This is a genomic window from Streptomyces sp. cmx-18-6 (assembly GCF_046548915.1).
Lineage (GTDB): Bacteria > Actinomycetota > Actinomycetes > Streptomycetales > Streptomycetaceae > Streptomyces.
Genome location: NZ_JAEBEP010000005.1, coordinates 20832 through 36568, shown reverse-complemented (window position 1 = coordinate 36568; position 15737 = coordinate 20832). Strand labels below are relative to the sequence as shown.

The window sequence follows — 15737 nt, the reverse complement described above, 5'->3', positions numbered from 1 at the left end:
ACCCTGACCGAGGCCGGCCCGCCGCCCGCCGGGGCCGACGGGAAGTACCTCGACTCGAACGTGTCGGGCGCGGCGAAGATCCTGGTCGTCGGCCCGCTGGGAGTGGGCAAGACGACGCTGATCGGTACGGTGTCGGAGATCGAACCGCTCTCCACCGAGGCGTCGATGACCCGGGCGGGCGTCCGGGTGGACCCTGACGTGGGCAGCGGCAAGAAGACCACGACGGTCGCCCTCGACTTCGGCCGGCTGACCATCGACGGCGACCTGGTCCTGTATCTGTTCGGGACGCCGGGCCAGCAGCGGTTCCTGCCGGCCTGGCGGGACCTGGCCAAGGGGGCGCTCGGCGCGCTCGCACTGGTGGACAGCCGGGACCTGGCGGCCTCTTTCGACGCGCTGGACAACCTGGAGGATCTGGACCTCCCCTTCGCGGTCGCCGTCAACGTCTTCCCGTCCGGCCCCCGCTACGACGCCGACGACATCCGTACGGCCCTCGATCTGCTGCCCGACACCGAGCTGGTGACCTGCGACGCACGGGACCGGGCCTCATCGATCCGGGCCCTGATCGCCCTGGTCCGCCACCTCATCCACGTCGCCACGGAGTCCTCATGAGCACGCCGCACCCCATGGCCGGGCCGGCCGTCAGCTGCCCGGTGACCGGCGCACCCGGCACGGCGACCGCGCTGCACGGGCCCGGCCTCGACGGCAACACGATGCCCGCGCTGTACGAGGAACTGCGCGCCGCACACGGCCCGGTGGCGCCGGTCTCCGTCGCCCCCGGCATCGACGCCTGGCTGGTGCTGGGCCACCGCGAACTGCTCCGGCTCACCCGCGAGGAGCAGGACTTCTCACACGACCCGCGCCGGTGGAGCCGGCTGCGCGAGGGGCGGGTGCCGGCCGACTCGCCGATCCTGCCGATGGTCGGCTGGCGTCCCGCGCTGCTCTTCGCGGACGGGCAGCAGCACCGCAGGATGCGCGCCGCCGTCTCCGACGCGCTGGCCGGGATCAACGGGCACGAGCTGCGCCGCAGCGTCCGGGCTGCCGCCGAGGCCCTGATCGCCGGATTCGCCGCACAGGGCGAGGCCGATCTCGTCGCCGCGTACGCGCGCATGCTGCCGATGCGGGTGATCGCCGGGCTGCTCGGGCTGGACGAACGGACCGGACGGGACCTGGTGGAGGCGGTGGGTGGTCTCGTGTCCGCCGCCGGCGGGGCGGCGGACGCCAGCCGCAGGATGGGCGCCATCCTTCAGGAACTGGTCGTGGAGAAGCGGCGGGTGAGGGGCGACGACATCGTCTCGGCGCTTCTGCACCACCCGGCGCGGCTCACCGACGAGGAGGTGCTGCACAACCTGGTGGTCATGTTCGTCGCGGGCAACCAGACCACGGTGAACTGGATCGCCACCTCGCTGCGCATCCTGCTCTGCGACCCCTCGCTGCGCTCCTCGCTGAGCGGCGGCCACCTGAGCGTGGACGACGCACTCGACCTGGTCCTGTGGCGCTTCCCGCCCACCCAGAACTTCCCGGCCCGCTACGCCACCCGCGACATGAGGTTCGGCGGCCAGGACATCCGGGCGGGCGACATGCTGATCCTGGGCCTGGCGGCGGCCAACGCGGACCCGGAGGTCCTGCCGGCCGACGGGGCCCCCGTGGTCGGCAACCGCTCCCATCTGGCGTTCGGCGCGGGCCCGCACACCTGCCCCGCCCAGGACCCGGCCCGACTGATCACCCGGACCGCGGTCGACACGATCCGGCACCGCCTGCCCGACCTGGAACTGTCCGTCCCGGAAAGCGAGTTGAAGTGGATCAACTCGCCCTGGAGCAAGGGACTGGGCACACTGCCCGTGCGCTTCACCTCGCCGCAACTGCCGCAGGGCCCGGTGCCCTCGCAGCCGACCGAGGCCCCCACCCCGGGGTGGCCGCACCGGAACGCGGCGCGGCCACCGGCCCGGCCGCACTGACCCGTTCGGCACCCGTCCTTCCTCGCCCTTCCTCGCTCTGTCCCCCTCCCTCCTTCCCTCCTCCCCAAGACCAGGAGCCCTGTTGAACACGTCACCGCTGAACCCCGCGGCCGACCGTCCGCACCGCCTGGACCCGGCGGGAGGCTGCCCGCACGCGGCCAACGCCCGGCTGCTGGCCCAGGGGGCGGTCACCCCGGTGGTCCTCCCCGGCGAGGTGCGGGGGATGGCAGTGCTGGGCCACGACGAGCTCAAGGAATTCCTCGCGCACCCCGACGTCGCCAAGAACGCGCAGCACTTCACCGCGCTCCAGGCCGGGGAGATCCCTGACGGCTGGCCGCTGAAGACCTTCGCCACGGTGCAGGGGATGACGACCGCGGACGGTGCCGACCACCGGCGGCTGCGGTCGCTGATGAGCAAGGCGTTCACGGCCCGCCGGGTCGACGAACTCCGCCCCTACGTGGTGGAGCTGACGTCCCGCCTGCTGAACGGCCTGGAGACGGCCGCCGCCGAGGACGGCGTCGTCGATCTGCGCACCCACTTCGCACTGCCGCTGCCGATGGGCGTCATCTGCGAACTGCTGGGCGTGGACGAGGCCCACCACGACCGGCTGCACGAGCTCTCCAACCAGATCGTGGCCACGGACATCGGCCCGGCCGAGGCGATGGCGGCCAACCGGGAGATGGTGGAGGTTCTGAGCGCGGTCGCGGCCGCCCGGGCGGCCGACCCGGGGGACGACCTCACCAGCGCGATGATCGCGGCCCGCGAGGAGAGCGGCGACCGGTTCAGTCCGCAGGAGCTGATCGGCACGCTGATGCTGACCATCATCGCGGGGCACGAGACGACGCTGAATCTGATCACGAACGCCGTACGCGCCCTGTGCACCCATCGGGACCAGCTCGACCTGGTCCTGGCCGGCGGGGCGAGCTGGGCGGACGTGGTGGAGGAGACCCTGCGCTGGGACAGCCCGGTCAGCTACTTCCCCTTCCGCTACCCGACCCGCGACCTGACCCTGGACGGCACCGTGATCCCCCGAGGCACCCCGGTCCTCGCCGGATACTCGGCGGCCGGCCGCGACACGCGGGCCCACGGCCCGGACGCGGCCCGCTTCGACGTCACCCGCACCGGCACGTCCCGCCACCTCTCCCTGGGACACGGCGCGCACTACTGCATGGGCGCACCCCTGGCCCGCCTGGAGAGCACCACGGCCCTGGAACAGCTCTTCACCCGCTTCCCGGCCCTGGACCTCGCGGTTCCGGAGCCGGAACTGCCGCGCCACGCCTCGTTCGTGGGGAACAGCGTGCGGACGTTGCCGGTGCGGCTGAAGGGGTGAGAGGGCCCCGCTCCCGGTCTCTCGGGCGGGTCGGGCCGGCTTCAGCCCGTACGACCGTCAGCGTCGAACGAGCGTCATGACAGCGCCAGGTATCCCTGCCCGGTCGGCGGACGAGGGCCCTTCCCCCAGGGCCCGGGCCCTGGCCACCTGGCGCGGCCCGGTCGGTGCGCCGCCCCGTGAAGCGACTTATGCTGCCTCACGAACGGGCAGGAGAGCCGGGCGTGCGGGGAGCGACGAAGTGGGCGCAGAGATCATCCAGCTGGTGCAGCAGGCCAGTCCGTATCTGACCGCCGCGCTGGGTGCGTACGGCGGCACGGTGCTCAGCCGGGCGCAGGACTCGGCCGCCGACGCCACCGCCAACCTGGGTCGCAGGATCCTGCGGGCCGTCTGGTCCCGGGGTGACGAGGGCGAGCGGGCGACGCTGGAGGTCGCGGTCGGCGAAGCGCTCCAGGACGGCGAGGACCCGGATGCCATGGCCGCCCTGCGCCAGTCGATCAAGCGGGCGCTCCGGGAGGACGAGACGCTTCGCCGGGAACTGGCCGAACTGCTGCCCGCTCCGTCCGGGACGATGGTCATCACCGCGTCGGGCCCTCGGTCGGTCGCCGCCCAGCACATCGGGACCGCTGTGACCGGTGACAACACGCGGATCGCGGAGTGACCGCAGCCGAAGGAAGTGCCGCACGGTCCCACATCGAGGCATCGGGCCACAGGTCCATCGCTGCCGGCACGATCGGCACGGCCATCACCGGCGATGTCGTGCTGACCGCGGACGCCTTGAACGCGGCACGTGACCTTCAGGCCGCCCCCGAGTCCGGCAACCTCCCTCCGGGCCGGCTGTGCCTGGGGCGGGAGGACGAACTCGCCTGGGTCCGGGAGGCGCTGACGGGCGCTGACGAGAACGCCGACGCGCACACGGCGGTGCTGTGCGGCCTGGGCGGGGTCGGCAAGAGCACCGTGGCCCTCGCCTACGCGCATCAGTACCGCTCCGCCCATACGCTTGTCTGGTGGATCACCGCCGATTCACCGGCCCGCATCGAGCAGTCCTTCGCCGCCATAGCCCTTCGCCTCTTCCCCACGTGGGCCGCGCGGGCATCGGACCAGGAGCGGATGCACTGGGCACTCAACTGGCTGCAATGGCACCCGGGCTGGCTCCTGGTGTACGACAACGTCGAGAACCCGCAGGACCTGGCGCCGTGCACCGGCGCGCTCAACAAGGGGCACCACCTGGCGACCAGCCGGCGCGCGGTCGGCTGGCCGCGCACGGTCTCCACCCGGTCGCTGGGCGTCCTGTCCGTCGACGAGGCCGCAGACGTCCTGTGCGTTCACGCGTTGGACGGCGACGCGCCCACGGCCGGCCGGCGCCAGGAGGCTCGCGTACTGGCCGATGAACTGGGCTGCCTGCCGCTGGCGCTGGAACAGGCCGGGGCATACCTCCACCAGAATCCCACCATCGGCATCAGCGACTTTCGCCGGCGCCTGGCCAAGAAGATCGACAAGGCCGCCGAGGGCATCGACCCCGCACGCACCATCGCGCGCGTCTGGACCCACACCCTGAGCGCGATAAGGGAGCGAAACCCCTTCGCGATGAGGGTCTTGAATACGCTGGCCTGGCTGGCCCCCGACGACGTTCCCGTCACCCTGCTGGACACACCGGGAAATGATCCGGACGACGTTGCCGAAGCCTTGGGCCTGCTGCGCGTCTACAGCATGGTCAGCCTGTCGCTGAACGGCGAAAGCGTCAGCATGCACCGTCTCGTCCAGACAGTGCTCCGCCGCTCGGCCACCCTGGGCGCGGACGGCTACCCGAAAGGCCGCACCGAAGCGGAGGAGGCGCTGCTCTACGCTCTGCCGATCCCCTCGACGCCCGAACTGCCCGCCCCATGGCACACATTGATGCCCCATTTGGCAGCCTTGGCGGAAAGCGCCTCGGCGAGCCGACAGAGACGACAGGCCGTCAGCGCCTACGCCATCGCCGATAGCCACCTCAGCGGTCAGGGGCTCATCGCGCGCACCATCGCCTTTCGTGCGGCGGTCCTCTCGCACCTTGAACAGTCCGAAGGAATCTCACACGGGCAGATGGTTTCCGCCCGTTGCGCGCTGGCTCAAGCATACGAATCAGCGGGAAACACGTCTCGGGCCATCTCGCTGTACGAAGAGGCCCTCGACGCGTGCGAAGAGACGCTCGGGCACGAACATCCCCATACCTTGATAACTCGCGGAAATCTGGCCGGCTCCTACGAGACCGCGGGAAATCTGGAGCTCGCCACCACGTTGTACGAGCAGGTATATGACCAGTGCAGGCGAGTGCTGGGCGAAAACGATTCCGAAACGCTGACGATCCGGAATAATCTGGCGTACGCCTACAGAGTATCCGGACAAGCGGCGCGAGCCGTCCCCATGTATGAGGAAATCCTCGCCGAAAAGGTAAAACTGTTCGGCGAGGACCATCCCAGCACGCTGAATACACGCAACAACCTCGCGACGGCGTATCAGGCATCCGGGCGTCTGGACCGGGCCCTCCCTCTGCTGAAGGCCGTCGTGGCCCAGAGCGAGCGGGTCCTCGGAGAGACGCATCCCATCACTCTGACCTGCCGGAACAATATGGGATTCGGCCATGCGGAGATGGGCGACCTGGAAAGTGCCGTCCCGGTCCTGGAGACCGTGCTCGCGCAGCGGGAGCACCTGCTCGGGGACCTGCATCCCGACACCCTGCAGAGCCGCAACAACCTCGCCATCACCTACCAGGCGGCCGGCGATGTGGCAGGAGCCGTTCCCCTGCTGGAGACGGTCGTCGCGCAGTACGAACAGGTGCTCGGCCCCACTCATCCGCTCACGCTGACCAGTCGAAGCAATCTCGCGGGCGGCTACCTGCTGGCGGGACGGCTGAGCGAGGCCATCCAGGTCTGGGAAGTGACCGTCTCCCACGCGGAGCGGGTCCTTGGTGCGCTCAATCCCGATACGGTGCTGTTCCGGGACAATCTCGCCAACGCCCGTCGCCGACGCGACGGCGACAACACCTGAAGGTCCGCCCCAGGACGAGCGTCAGGACATCACCCCCAGCGCGCACACCCCACATGATGCGCACGCCCAAAACCGCAGGCCACAAGCCCTACTTGACCGGCTCCAGAATCGCCACGCACTCCGTATGATGCGTCATCGGAAAGACGTGCGATTTGGGGCTGTCGAAGAATGCTCAGGTCAGGAGGGATTCCTGGCCCCTAAATGTCGGGCTGCCAGGGCTGGAGCGTCAAACGAGCGTCACAACCTCCGCCACGTTCCAGGTTACCCGTGTGCGTGCCGCCCCTGGCAATATGTGACAAGAGGCAGCTCTCGTCGAGGCTCGGGAAGGTACAAGCCTGCAGCTGCTGCGGTCGGCTCGCTGGTGGGCACGCGGGAGGGTGTCGGTACCGACCACATTCCCAGGGGGTGACAGGGCGGCCGATGGCGCCGCGCGTCATCGTTCGGAGAGCAGATGGAACCCGCGGTCGTCGGGGCGCGCCTCGCGTCCAGCATTGTGAGCCCGCTGATCAGGAAGCTCTTTCTGAACGGGGTGCCCGGGGCGGAACTTGTCGACAGGCCGGTCCGCGTGTCCCGGCTCGTCTCTTTCCGCGGCGAGCAACGGACCCTGTCCGACAAGGAGATGCACAGAATAGCGGAGGAGCTGGTCGCGCGCGCCGTACAGGCGACAGGGCAGGAGCAGCTACCCCGCCACGAGGTTCGAGCCGTCACCAATGCGGTCGCCTCGTCTCTGCGCGTCATGGGCACCCTTGATATGGATGACGTGCAGGCGGTGCACCTCGGGCACATGGGGCTGGCGCGGCATCTGAGGTCGATGAGTCCCACAGCCGTACCGGGGCTGTCGGCCGATGCCGTCGAGCTCCATGCAGGCGTCCTGAACACCGCGTGCCTGCACATTCGTCGGATGGCGTAGCGGTGAATCGTGCCGACCGGCTCAGCGCCGCCCGGGTGGGCGGTTCAGCCGTCGCGGGCCGGCGGCTCGCGACGGCTGAACCTGATTCTGCTCAGGCCGACGCGTCGAAGCCGCTGGCCCAGTACCGGCCGTGCAGGCCGAGGTCGAGCAGCATCCGGACGACGTCCTCGGCCGGCATCGGCGGTGCCTCCTGCTCCACCCACCAGCGCAGGACCGCGATCTGCTCACCCACCCAGACGCGGGCGAGGAGGCCGGGGTCGATGCGTGGTTCGACCGCGTTGCGTGCCGCGCGGTCCCGGAACTCCTCGGCGGTCGCGTCCGCGAGGGTGTCCATGAACATCTGGAGCGGCTTTCCGTCGCCTTCACCGCGCAGAACGATCCGGTAGACGTCCCGCTCGTCGCGGGCGTGCCGCAGCATCTCCATCACGGGCTTGCCGGTGAAGCCGACCGGACTGTCCGTCATGGCGGGGCGGAGCCGGTCGGCGAGCTCGTCCAGGAGGTTGCTCGTGACCTGTGCGAACAGGCCCTCCTTGTCCCGGAAGTGGCTGTAGAACGTGGCCCGGCCGACGTCGGCGCGTTCGGTGATGTCCTCCACCGTGAGCGCACTGAAGCCGCGCTCCAGCACCAGTTCCACCAGCGCCGAGCTCAAGGCCCTGCGGGTGCGTCGTGTGCGCCTGTCCTCGGCCATGGGCTCCCCTCATCGCTGCGCGCCGTTGATCGCGGACGAGTCTAGGTGACTCTTGACACCTCACACGTTACCGAACAAGCTGTTCGGAAACGTTCATCATGTCTCCAACTGGTGGAGGCGTGCTGTTCCTGGCTCTGGAGTACGTCCATGAACCTCGGCACCTATCTCGCCCGCAGCGCCCGCTACTGGCCCGACGAGACCGCCCTCGTCTGCGGAGAGCGCACCTGGACCTTCGAACTGTTCGACCAGGCCGCCAATCGGCTGGCCTCAGCACTGATCTCCCGCGGCCTGCGTCCCGGCGACGCGGTCGCCTCCCTCGCCTGGAACCGGGGCGAGCTGGTGGAGGTCGAGTTCGCCCTCTACAAGGCGGGGCTGGTACGCGCTCCGGTCAACGCACGACTCGGCCGAGGCGAGATCGCCCACATCCTTCGCTACGCCCCGGTGCGGATGCTGATCTTCGACGCCGCGCACCGCGACGACGCTCTGGCCGCGATCGCGGAGGCCGGGACGGACTGCGTACCGGTCCAGATCGATGGAGCCGAGGACACCGGCCACGATGTCCTCACCTACGACGACCTGCTGTCCGAGGGCGCCCCGGATGCGATCGCTGTCGAGGTCTCCGAGGACACCCCTGCGGTCCTCAACTTCACCTCCGGTTCCACCGGCGCCCTCAAGGCGGCCGTCCAGACCACCGGGAACCGGCTGGCGAACATGCGCAAGCAACTGATGAGCGACGAGTCGCGGCCCCGCCCCGGCACCCGGTACCTCGCCTGCGGCCCCATCACCCACGCCACCGGGATGGGCCTGCTCGCCGGTGTCTTCGGAGGTTCGACCACCTACGTCCTGCCGGCCTGGAGCCCCGAGGCGTTCCTGGACGCGGTCGAGAAGGACCGCATCACCGCCACCTTCCTCGTCCCGGCCATGCTCACCATGGTGCTGGCCCACCCCGGGGTGGGCGATCGCGACCTGTCGAGCCTGACCAGCGTCCGGATCGGCGGCGCCCCCGTTTCGCCCCAGCGGCTGCGGGACGCCGTCGCCCTGTTCGGACCGATCGTCGCGCAGGGGTACGGACTGGGCGAGACCACCAGCGTGGTCGCGGGACTGACCGGCGCCGAGATCGCCCACGCCGTCACCGAGGACCCCGAGCTGCTCCAGTCCTGTGGCCGGGCCTCGTACGACACCGAGATACGGGTGGTCGACGAGGCGGGCCGGGAACTCCCGCCGCGTGCCGTCGGAGAGGTGATCGTCCGCGGCCCCGACTGCGTACGCGAGTACTGGCAGGAGCCGGAGCTGTCGGCCGAGGCGTTCCGGGACGGCTGGGTCCACACCGGCGACCTGGCCTGGATGCGCGAGGACGGCTTCCTCTTCATCGTCGACCGCAAGAAAGACATGATCATTTCGGGCGGCTTCAACATCTACTGCACCGAGGTGGAAGGAGCCCTGTACGAACACCCCGCCGTCCGGGAGGCATGCGTCATCGGCGTCCCCGACGAGAAGTGGGGCGAAGCGGTGAAAGCCGTCGTCGTCCGGCACGACGGCCGCGTCGCGACCGAGGAGGAGCTCATCGAGTTCTGCGCCGGCCGGCTGGACCGGCTGAAGAAGCCCCGGACCGTGGACTTCGTCGCCGAACTGCCCCACAACCGCAACGGCAAGCTCGACCGCAAGGCCGTACGAGAGCCGTTCTGGTCCGGCGCCGCCCGCCGCGTGAACTGACCCCGCCGCGTCGACCGACCCGGCCGCGTCGACCGACCCCGCCGCCCCGGAACGAGAAGAGACCCCCGTGACGTTTTCCCTGCACCCTGCCTACGACGACCCGCACCTCGCCGCTCTCGTCGCCAAGCTCCGCGACTACCTGGAAGGCGAACTCGCCGACTACGAGCGGGACCGGGGCATCACCCCCGCCACCCGGCTGACCCGCGCCGACCTCGAACCCGTCTGGCGGCGCAGCCGCGAGCTCGGCTTCTACGGCATCCACCTTCCCGAGGAGCACGGCGGCCAAGACCTCACGTACACCCAACTCGCCACCCTGAAGGAAGAGATCGGGGCGAGCGGACGGGTCCTGGGCCACAGCGTGCTCGGCGACATGGGAGGCCCCCTGCGCGCCGGGGACATCCTGCGGCACGCCACCGAGCAGCAGCTGAAGACGTACTTCCTGCCCGTGGTCAGAGGCGAACGCGCCTGCTGCTTCTCGCTCACCGAGACCGACGCCGGCTCCGACGTCCGGTCGATGAGCACCACCGCCCGCCGCGACGGTGACAGCTACGTTCTCGACGGCCACAAGGTCTTCTCCTCCGCCGGCCCCTTCGCGGACTTCGCCATCGTCGTAGCCCGGATGGCGGGCACCGGCGAGGCCGAGGGCGAGAAGCCGCTCTTCTCGGCCTTCCTGGTCGACCTGGACAGCCCCGGCTGCCGGGTCGATGACGGGGCCACGCCCATGTCGGGCGAGCACATCGAGAGCGACATCATCCTGGAGAACTGCCGCGTCCCCGCCGAGAACCTGCTGGGGGAGGAGGGCAAGGGCATGCGGATCGCCCTCGGCCGGGTCACCGTCAACCGTCTCCTGCACTGCCCCACGGCCCTGGGCGCGGCCCGCCGGGCCCTCGCCCTCACCCTGGACCGCACCCGCAACCGCAAGGTCGCCGGCCGGCCGCTGCTGATGCTCCAGGCCATCCAGCACAAGGTCGCCGACATGGCCACCGAGCTCTACGCCGCCCGCTCCATGACCTACGCCGCGCTCGCCGCCCTCGACCGCGGCGCCGACGTCCGCACCGAAGCCTTCATGTGCAAGCTCTTCGTCGCGGAGTCCGCCTTCCGCATCCTCGACGAGGCCGTACAGATCCACGGCAAGGAAGGACTCACCCAGGGCAACGAGATCGAGTACCTCTTCCGCAAGATCCGCATGTTCCGCATCCTCACCGGAACGTCCGAGATCCAGCGCAACGGCATCGCGCACAGCCTCGCCTTCCCTGCCTGAAACCGTCGGAGAGGATGTGCCGTCATGCCCACCCGGTGGAAGCAGGTAGGCATCATCGGCGGGCTCGGCCCCCTGGCCTGCGCTCATTTCTACGCCCGCCTCGTCGAACTGACCCCGGCAGGTGACGACAGCGGGCACCCCGAAGTGATGCTGCTGTCGAGCCCGGACATCCCCAGTCGGCTGGCTCACCTGCTGGAGGGCGGACCCAACCCCGTACCGGCACTCCAGCGCGTCGCCCGGCGGCTCGAAGACGCCGGATCCGAGCTGATCGCCGTTCCGTCCGTCACCACCCAGGCATTCATCGACGAGATCGCGGCAGCGGTCGCCGTCCCGGTGGTCGATCTCCTGACGGCGGTGGTCGAGCAACTGCACGCCGCCGGCGTACGGCGGCCGGCCCTCGCCGTCACCGACGGCACCCGCCGGGCCGGGCTTCTCCACCAGGCGCTGACCACCGGCGGCCTGACCCCCGTCTACCCCGGCCGGGACGACCAGGCGCGCGTCCAGGAGTGCGTCACGCTGGTCAAGGCGGGCCGGTCCCGTACGGCCCGGGTGCGGTTCCGCTCCCTCTCGTCCGCTTCCTGGGCGGCGGCCGGGGACGCCCTCGTCATCGGCTGCACGGATCTCTCTCCGCTGCTGCCCGCCCTTCCGCCCGGGAGCCACGACGTCGGCGACCTCTACGCCCGCGCGGTTCTGGCACGGGCGGCCACCTCTTGAGACCACGGTTCGTCACGCGCCTTCCGCCCACCCTCACCAGCCCGGTGGCCCGATAACGGCCGCATCCATCGAGAGGGACCCCATGACCACGGACACAGCTGTCCCGTCCTTTCCGCTCGGCCGGGGAAAACGCAGGAAGAACCTCACGCTGCTGACCGCGTCCACCGCCATGGACAACGCCGAGAGCAGCGTGGTGACCGTCCTGTTCCCCCTCATGCGTGAGGCGATGGGGCTCACCTCGTCCGCGCTGGGCACCATCGTCGCGGTGGGCAAGGTCGTCGGCATGGTCTCCGGCATCCCCTGGGTCCTCCTCGCCCGGCGGTATCCACGCAAGGTGGTCCTGGCCACCTGCTCCGGCTTCTGGGGCATCTGGGTCATCGCCGCCGGCCTCTCCACCTCCTTCACGCAGTTCGTCCTCCTCTACGCCATCGCCGCGGCCGGCTTCGCCGGTGCCGGCCCGATCGCGCTGGAGATCCTCGGAGACATCTACGGTGACAGCCGCCGCGGCGGCGCGACCGGACTCCTGTACGGCGGCGTCGCCCTCATCGCGGGCGTCAGCGCACCGCTCTTCGGCCTGCTCTCCGGCAGCGCCGACGGATGGCGTTACGGATACATGGCGTCGGGCACGATATGTCTCGTGGTCGGCCTGCTCGTCCTGATACTGCTGGACGACCCCGGCCCGGCCGGGGGCGGAACCCGCCCCGCCCTGGACGCCGTCGAGCGCCGGGCCCGGTCCCTGCGCAGCGGTCTGCGGGAACTGCTCGCCACCGGGACGTTCCGCCTCATCCTCGTGCAGCGGCTCTGCTCCGGCCAGAACGTCATCATGAGCTTCGGCGTGGTCTTCCTGGTCGAGGAACGCGGCTTCTCCACAGCGACCGCCTCGATCGTCGCGCTCCCGTTCGCCCTCGGCTACCTCATCGGCACCGTCCTCGGTGGCCGGGTCAACGACCGCATGCACCGCCTCCGGCCCCGCAGCGGACGGATCGTCATGCTCCAGGGCAGCCAGCTCGCCTTCGCCGCGGTCGCGTGCGTCACCACCCAGGTGGCCTGGGGCGGCGGCATCGCCGTCTACGCCGTACTCTTCGCGCTGCTCGGCCTTCTCCAGGGCCAGGTACCGGTCGTCAACCGCCCGCTCATCATGGCGGTCGTCCGCCCCGAACTGCGCGCCCTCGCCTTCGCGGTCTCCGTCACCACCGTGGAGGCCCTCGCCTACGCCGGATACGCACTGCTCGTCGGCCACCTCGGCGACACCATCGGGCTGCAGAAGGCCCTGCTGGCCGTCACCGTCCTGCTGACCACCGCCAACGCGCTGGCCTCAGCAGCCCTCTACCGGCCCTACGCCCGGGACCGGATCGCCATCGCCGACCCACGCACCGGCGGACTCGGCCCGCGACCGCCCTCCCGGTGAGCACCGAGCTCCCGACAGCCCGTCCGACCACCCGTACAACGCACCGAAGGAAGCCCTGGTCCCGATGAACGACACGACCTCGCACCACCCCGACCTCGTCATCCGCAACGGCCGGCTCATCGACGGCACCGGCATCGCGCCCGTACCGAGCGCCACGGTTCACGTCGCCGGCGGCCGTATCACCTGGGTGGGACCGGAGAACGGCGCGCCCCGGCCCCCTGCCGCGGCGACCGTGATCGATGCCCGGGGCGGCACGATCCTGCCCGGCTTCATCGACTGCCACGTGCATCTCGCCGCCCCCGGCGGCGAGATGAGCCGCGTGGCCCTCGCCGCGATGCCGGCCTCCCTGCGCACCCACCTCACCACCCCGAGGCTTCTCGCCACCCTGATGTCGGGCGTGACCACGGCGCGTGACCTGGCGGGACTCGACGCGGGCTTCCGGCAGGCGGTCGACCGCGGCCTCGTCGCGGGCCCGCGTCTTCAGGTGGCCGTGGCGATGATGTCGCCCACGGGCGGGCACGGCGACTTCCGGCCGCCCACCGACAGCGGTCCCGTGGAGCCTTCGGTCAGCCGCCTCGCGGACGGGGTGGCCGAGTGTCGGCGTGAGGCACGGAACCTCCTCCGGCAGGGCGCGGACCTCATCAAGATCGCGGCCACCGGGGGCGTCGGCAGCCCCACTGACCAGCCGGACGACGAAGGTTTCACCGAAGAGGAGATCCGGGCCGTCGTCGAGGTCGCCCGTGCCCACCGCGGCAAGCGGGTCGCCGCCCACGCACAGGGGCGCGCCGGAATCCTCAACGCCCTGCGCGCGGGCGTCGACAGCATCGAGCACGGCTATCAGCTCGACGACGAGATCATCGACCTCATGCTCGCCCGGGGGGCCTACCTCGTGCCCACCCTCTCCACCGCCACCCACACCTTCGACCCGGCCACCACACCGCCGTGGACGCTGGCGAAGAAGAAGCAGTGGCAGGGACACGCCCTCGCCTCGATCCCGAGGGCCATCGAGCGCGGTGTGAAGATCGCCATGGGCACGGACTGCGGTATCGCCGCACACGGGAACAATCTCCGGGAACTCGGCCTCCTCGTCGACCACGGAATGGCGCCCATGGACGCGATCCTCGCCGGTACGTCGGCCGCCGCCGAACTCCTGGGCCTGTCGAGCGAGGTCGGCACCCTCGAAACAGGCAAGCGCGCCGACCTCGTCATCGCCGCCTGCGACCCGCTGGCCGACATTCACCAGTTGGGCGATGCCACTAACATCCCCGTGGTCGTCAAGGACGGCGCCGTCTGCAAGAACACTCTGGACCGCTGACCATGGGCAGCACATCGGAGAACCCGCCCGCAGCCCTTGCCCGTACCGCCCTCGAACTGGCCGCGGCCCACGACTCCGCCGCCACCCACCACCTCTACCGGGAGCTGCACGCGCACCCCGAGTTGTCCGGAGCCGAACACCGGACCGCCGCCCGGGTCCGCGCCGCGCTCCGTGCCGAAGGCATCGACTGCACGGAGGGCGTCGGCGGTACGGGGGTCGTCGGAGTGCTGGCGAACGGGCCGGGACGCACCGTACTCGTCCGTGCCGACATGGACGCACTGCCCGTGACCGAGAAATCCGGCCTCCCGTACGCGTCCACCGTCGACGGGGTCATGCACGCCTGCGGGCACGACGCGCACACCGCCATGCTGGTGGGCACCGCCCAAGCCCTGGCGCGCGGCAGACAGCACTGGAGCGGAACCGTCGTCCTCGTCGCCCAGCCCGCCGAGGAGACCGGCGTGGGAGCGTCGGCTATGCGCGACGATGGACTCCACCGGCGATTTCCCCTCCCCGACGTCCTCCTGGCCCAGCACGTCAGCGCCGGCCCGATCGGACTCGTCGCCCATGTGGAGGGCCCTGTCCTCGCGGCGTCGGCCTCCATCGACGTCGTGGTTCACGGGCGCGGAGGGCACGGCTCGCGCCCCGATACGACAACGGATCCCATCGTCATCGGTGCGGCGATCGTGGGCCGGCTGCAGTCCATCGTCGCCCGCGAGATCGCGCCCCGTGAGACGGCCGTCGTCACGGTCGGCCGCTTCCACGCCGGCACCGCCAACAACATCATCCCCGCGACCGCCGAACTCGGGCTGACCGTGCGGTCGGCCTCCCACGAGACACAGACGCGGATCCTCGCCGCGGTACGACGCATCGTGCGCGCCGAGTGCGAAGCGGCCGGAGCGACCGCCGGACCCGGCATACGCGTCGTGAAGTCCATGCCCGCCACCATCAACGATGCCCGGGTGGCCCGAAACGTGGCGGGCGTCCACTCCCGCATGTTCGGCAGCGACCGGATCGTCGACCCGGGCCCGGCGATGGGCAGTGAGGACTTCTCCGAACTGGCACTCCTCCCCGACGGGCGGACCCTTCCCTACCACTACTGGTTTCTGCCCTCCACGCCCCTCGCCGTCTGGAACGCGGCCCCCGGGCAGTCGCCCATGACGAGGTTCGGCAACGTGCCCAGTGCCCACAGTCCGGACTTCGCGCCCGACCCGGCGGTCCTCGACCACGGTGTCGCCGCGATGACGGGAGCCGTGCTGGCGGAACTCGCCGGTGAGTGAGCCGTCGGCCGTGGGGCTGGTACCGGAGAAGTCCGCGATCCGGTCCTAGCGGTCCACCGCGGCTTCGAGCGGGTCGTGGCCGGCGGTGTCCCCGCCTCTCAGGGGGCGTCGGGCCAGCGTGCGCCACTTTCGGCGATCCGGCCGC

The 15737-nt window shown here is 70.6% G+C and carries 13 protein-coding genes; 12 read left to right on the top strand and 1 reads right to left on the bottom strand.

The annotated features are described in order from the left end of the window. Positions 1–60 precede the first annotated feature (60 nt). The 6 genes from ACLJPL_RS13360 to ACLJPL_RS13335 all read left to right on the top strand — a co-directional run bounded on the left by ACLJPL_RS13360 (position 61) and on the right by ACLJPL_RS13335 (position 7216). Complete coding sequence (locus tag ACLJPL_RS13360) at positions 61–609, top strand: GTP-binding protein (RefSeq protein ID WP_411081409.1); 549 nt, start codon at positions 61–63, stop codon at positions 607–609. Then, positions 606–1955, top strand: a complete 1350-nt coding sequence (locus ACLJPL_RS13355; RefSeq protein WP_411081015.1) for a cytochrome P450 — start codon at positions 606–608, stop codon at positions 1953–1955. The genes ACLJPL_RS13360 and ACLJPL_RS13355 overlap by 4 nt, the downstream gene beginning before the upstream one ends. Positions 1956–2082: 127 nt before the next feature. Continuing rightward, on the top strand, positions 2083–3285 hold the full coding sequence (locus ACLJPL_RS13350; RefSeq protein ID WP_411081408.1) for a cytochrome P450 family protein: 1203 nt from the start codon (positions 2083–2085) through the stop codon (positions 3283–3285). A gap of 238 nt (positions 3286–3523) precedes the next feature. Continuing rightward, a complete protein-coding gene (locus ACLJPL_RS13345; protein WP_411081014.1) occupies positions 3524–3943 on the top strand; it encodes a hypothetical protein in 420 nt (139 codons plus the stop codon). Then, positions 3940–6306 (top strand): FxSxx-COOH system tetratricopeptide repeat protein, encoded by a 2367-nt coding sequence (gene fxsT, locus ACLJPL_RS13340; protein ID WP_411081013.1) that lies wholly within the window; start codon positions 3940–3942, stop codon positions 6304–6306. The genes ACLJPL_RS13345 and fxsT overlap by 4 nt, the downstream gene beginning before the upstream one ends. A gap of 451 nt (positions 6307–6757) precedes the next feature. Beyond that, the gene (locus tag ACLJPL_RS13335) at positions 6758–7216 is read left to right on the top strand and encodes a hypothetical protein (protein WP_411081012.1); all 459 of its coding nucleotides are present in this window, start codon (positions 6758–6760) and stop codon (positions 7214–7216) included. Positions 7217–7307: 91 nt separating this feature from the next. Here ACLJPL_RS13335 and ACLJPL_RS13330 read toward each other — a convergent pair whose 3' ends face one another. Then, positions 7308–7904, bottom strand: a complete 597-nt coding sequence (locus ACLJPL_RS13330; RefSeq protein ID WP_411081011.1) for a TetR/AcrR family transcriptional regulator — start codon at positions 7902–7904, stop codon at positions 7308–7310. A 147-nt stretch (positions 7905–8051) separates the two neighbouring features. Here ACLJPL_RS13330 and ACLJPL_RS13325 point away from each other — a divergent pair, with 147 nt between their 5' ends. From ACLJPL_RS13325 to ACLJPL_RS13300, 6 genes are all read left to right on the top strand, one after another. Continuing rightward, entirely contained in the window at positions 8052–9617 is a 1566-nt protein-coding gene (locus tag ACLJPL_RS13325) for a class I adenylate-forming enzyme family protein (protein ID WP_411081010.1), read from the top strand. Between the two features lie 67 nt (positions 9618–9684). Then, entirely contained in the window at positions 9685–10878 is a 1194-nt protein-coding gene (locus ACLJPL_RS13320) for an acyl-CoA dehydrogenase family protein (RefSeq protein WP_411081009.1), read from the top strand. A gap of 24 nt (positions 10879–10902) precedes the next feature. Continuing rightward, the gene (locus ACLJPL_RS13315) at positions 10903–11592 is read left to right on the top strand and encodes an aspartate/glutamate racemase family protein (RefSeq protein WP_411081008.1); all 690 of its coding nucleotides are present in this window, start codon (positions 10903–10905) and stop codon (positions 11590–11592) included. Positions 11593–11674: 82 nt separating this feature from the next. Next, on the top strand, positions 11675–13000 hold the full coding sequence (locus ACLJPL_RS13310; protein ID WP_411081007.1) for an MFS transporter: 1326 nt from the start codon (positions 11675–11677) through the stop codon (positions 12998–13000). A 64-nt stretch (positions 13001–13064) separates the two neighbouring features. After that, positions 13065–14315: an amidohydrolase family protein gene (locus tag ACLJPL_RS13305; RefSeq protein ID WP_411081006.1), complete on the top strand. Its 1251-nt coding sequence runs from the start codon at positions 13065–13067 to the stop codon at positions 14313–14315. Positions 14316–14317: 2 nt separating this feature from the next. Next, positions 14318–15592 carry an amidohydrolase gene (locus ACLJPL_RS13300; RefSeq protein WP_411081005.1) on the top strand — a complete coding sequence of 425 codons (1275 nt, stop codon included), beginning with the start codon at positions 14318–14320 and terminating at the stop codon, positions 15590–15592. Positions 15593–15737: the final 145 nt, after the last annotated feature.

What these genes read in the sequence shown, in the direction of transcription:
- ACLJPL_RS13355 (WP_411081015.1), top strand. Translation starts at nt 606, where the DNA reads ATGAGCACGCCGCACCCCATGGCCGGGCCGGCCGTCAGCTGCCCGGTG.
- ACLJPL_RS13325 (WP_411081010.1), top strand. Translation starts at nt 8,052, where the DNA reads ATGAACCTCGGCACCTATCTCGCCCGCAGCGCCCGCTACTGGCCCGAC.
- ACLJPL_RS13300 (WP_411081005.1), top strand. Translation starts at nt 14,318, where the DNA reads ATGGGCAGCACATCGGAGAACCCGCCCGCAGCCCTTGCCCGTACCGCC.
- ACLJPL_RS13335 (WP_411081012.1), top strand. Translation starts at nt 6,758, where the DNA reads ATGGAACCCGCGGTCGTCGGGGCGCGCCTCGCGTCCAGCATTGTGAGC.
- ACLJPL_RS13315 (WP_411081008.1), top strand. Translation starts at nt 10,903, where the DNA reads ATGCCCACCCGGTGGAAGCAGGTAGGCATCATCGGCGGGCTCGGCCCC.
- ACLJPL_RS13310 (WP_411081007.1), top strand. Translation starts at nt 11,675, where the DNA reads ATGACCACGGACACAGCTGTCCCGTCCTTTCCGCTCGGCCGGGGAAAA.
- ACLJPL_RS13305 (WP_411081006.1), top strand. Translation starts at nt 13,065, where the DNA reads ATGAACGACACGACCTCGCACCACCCCGACCTCGTCATCCGCAACGGC.
- ACLJPL_RS13330 (WP_411081011.1), bottom strand. Translation starts at nt 7,904, where the DNA reads ATGGCCGAGGACAGGCGCACACGACGCACCCGCAGGGCCTTGAGCTCG.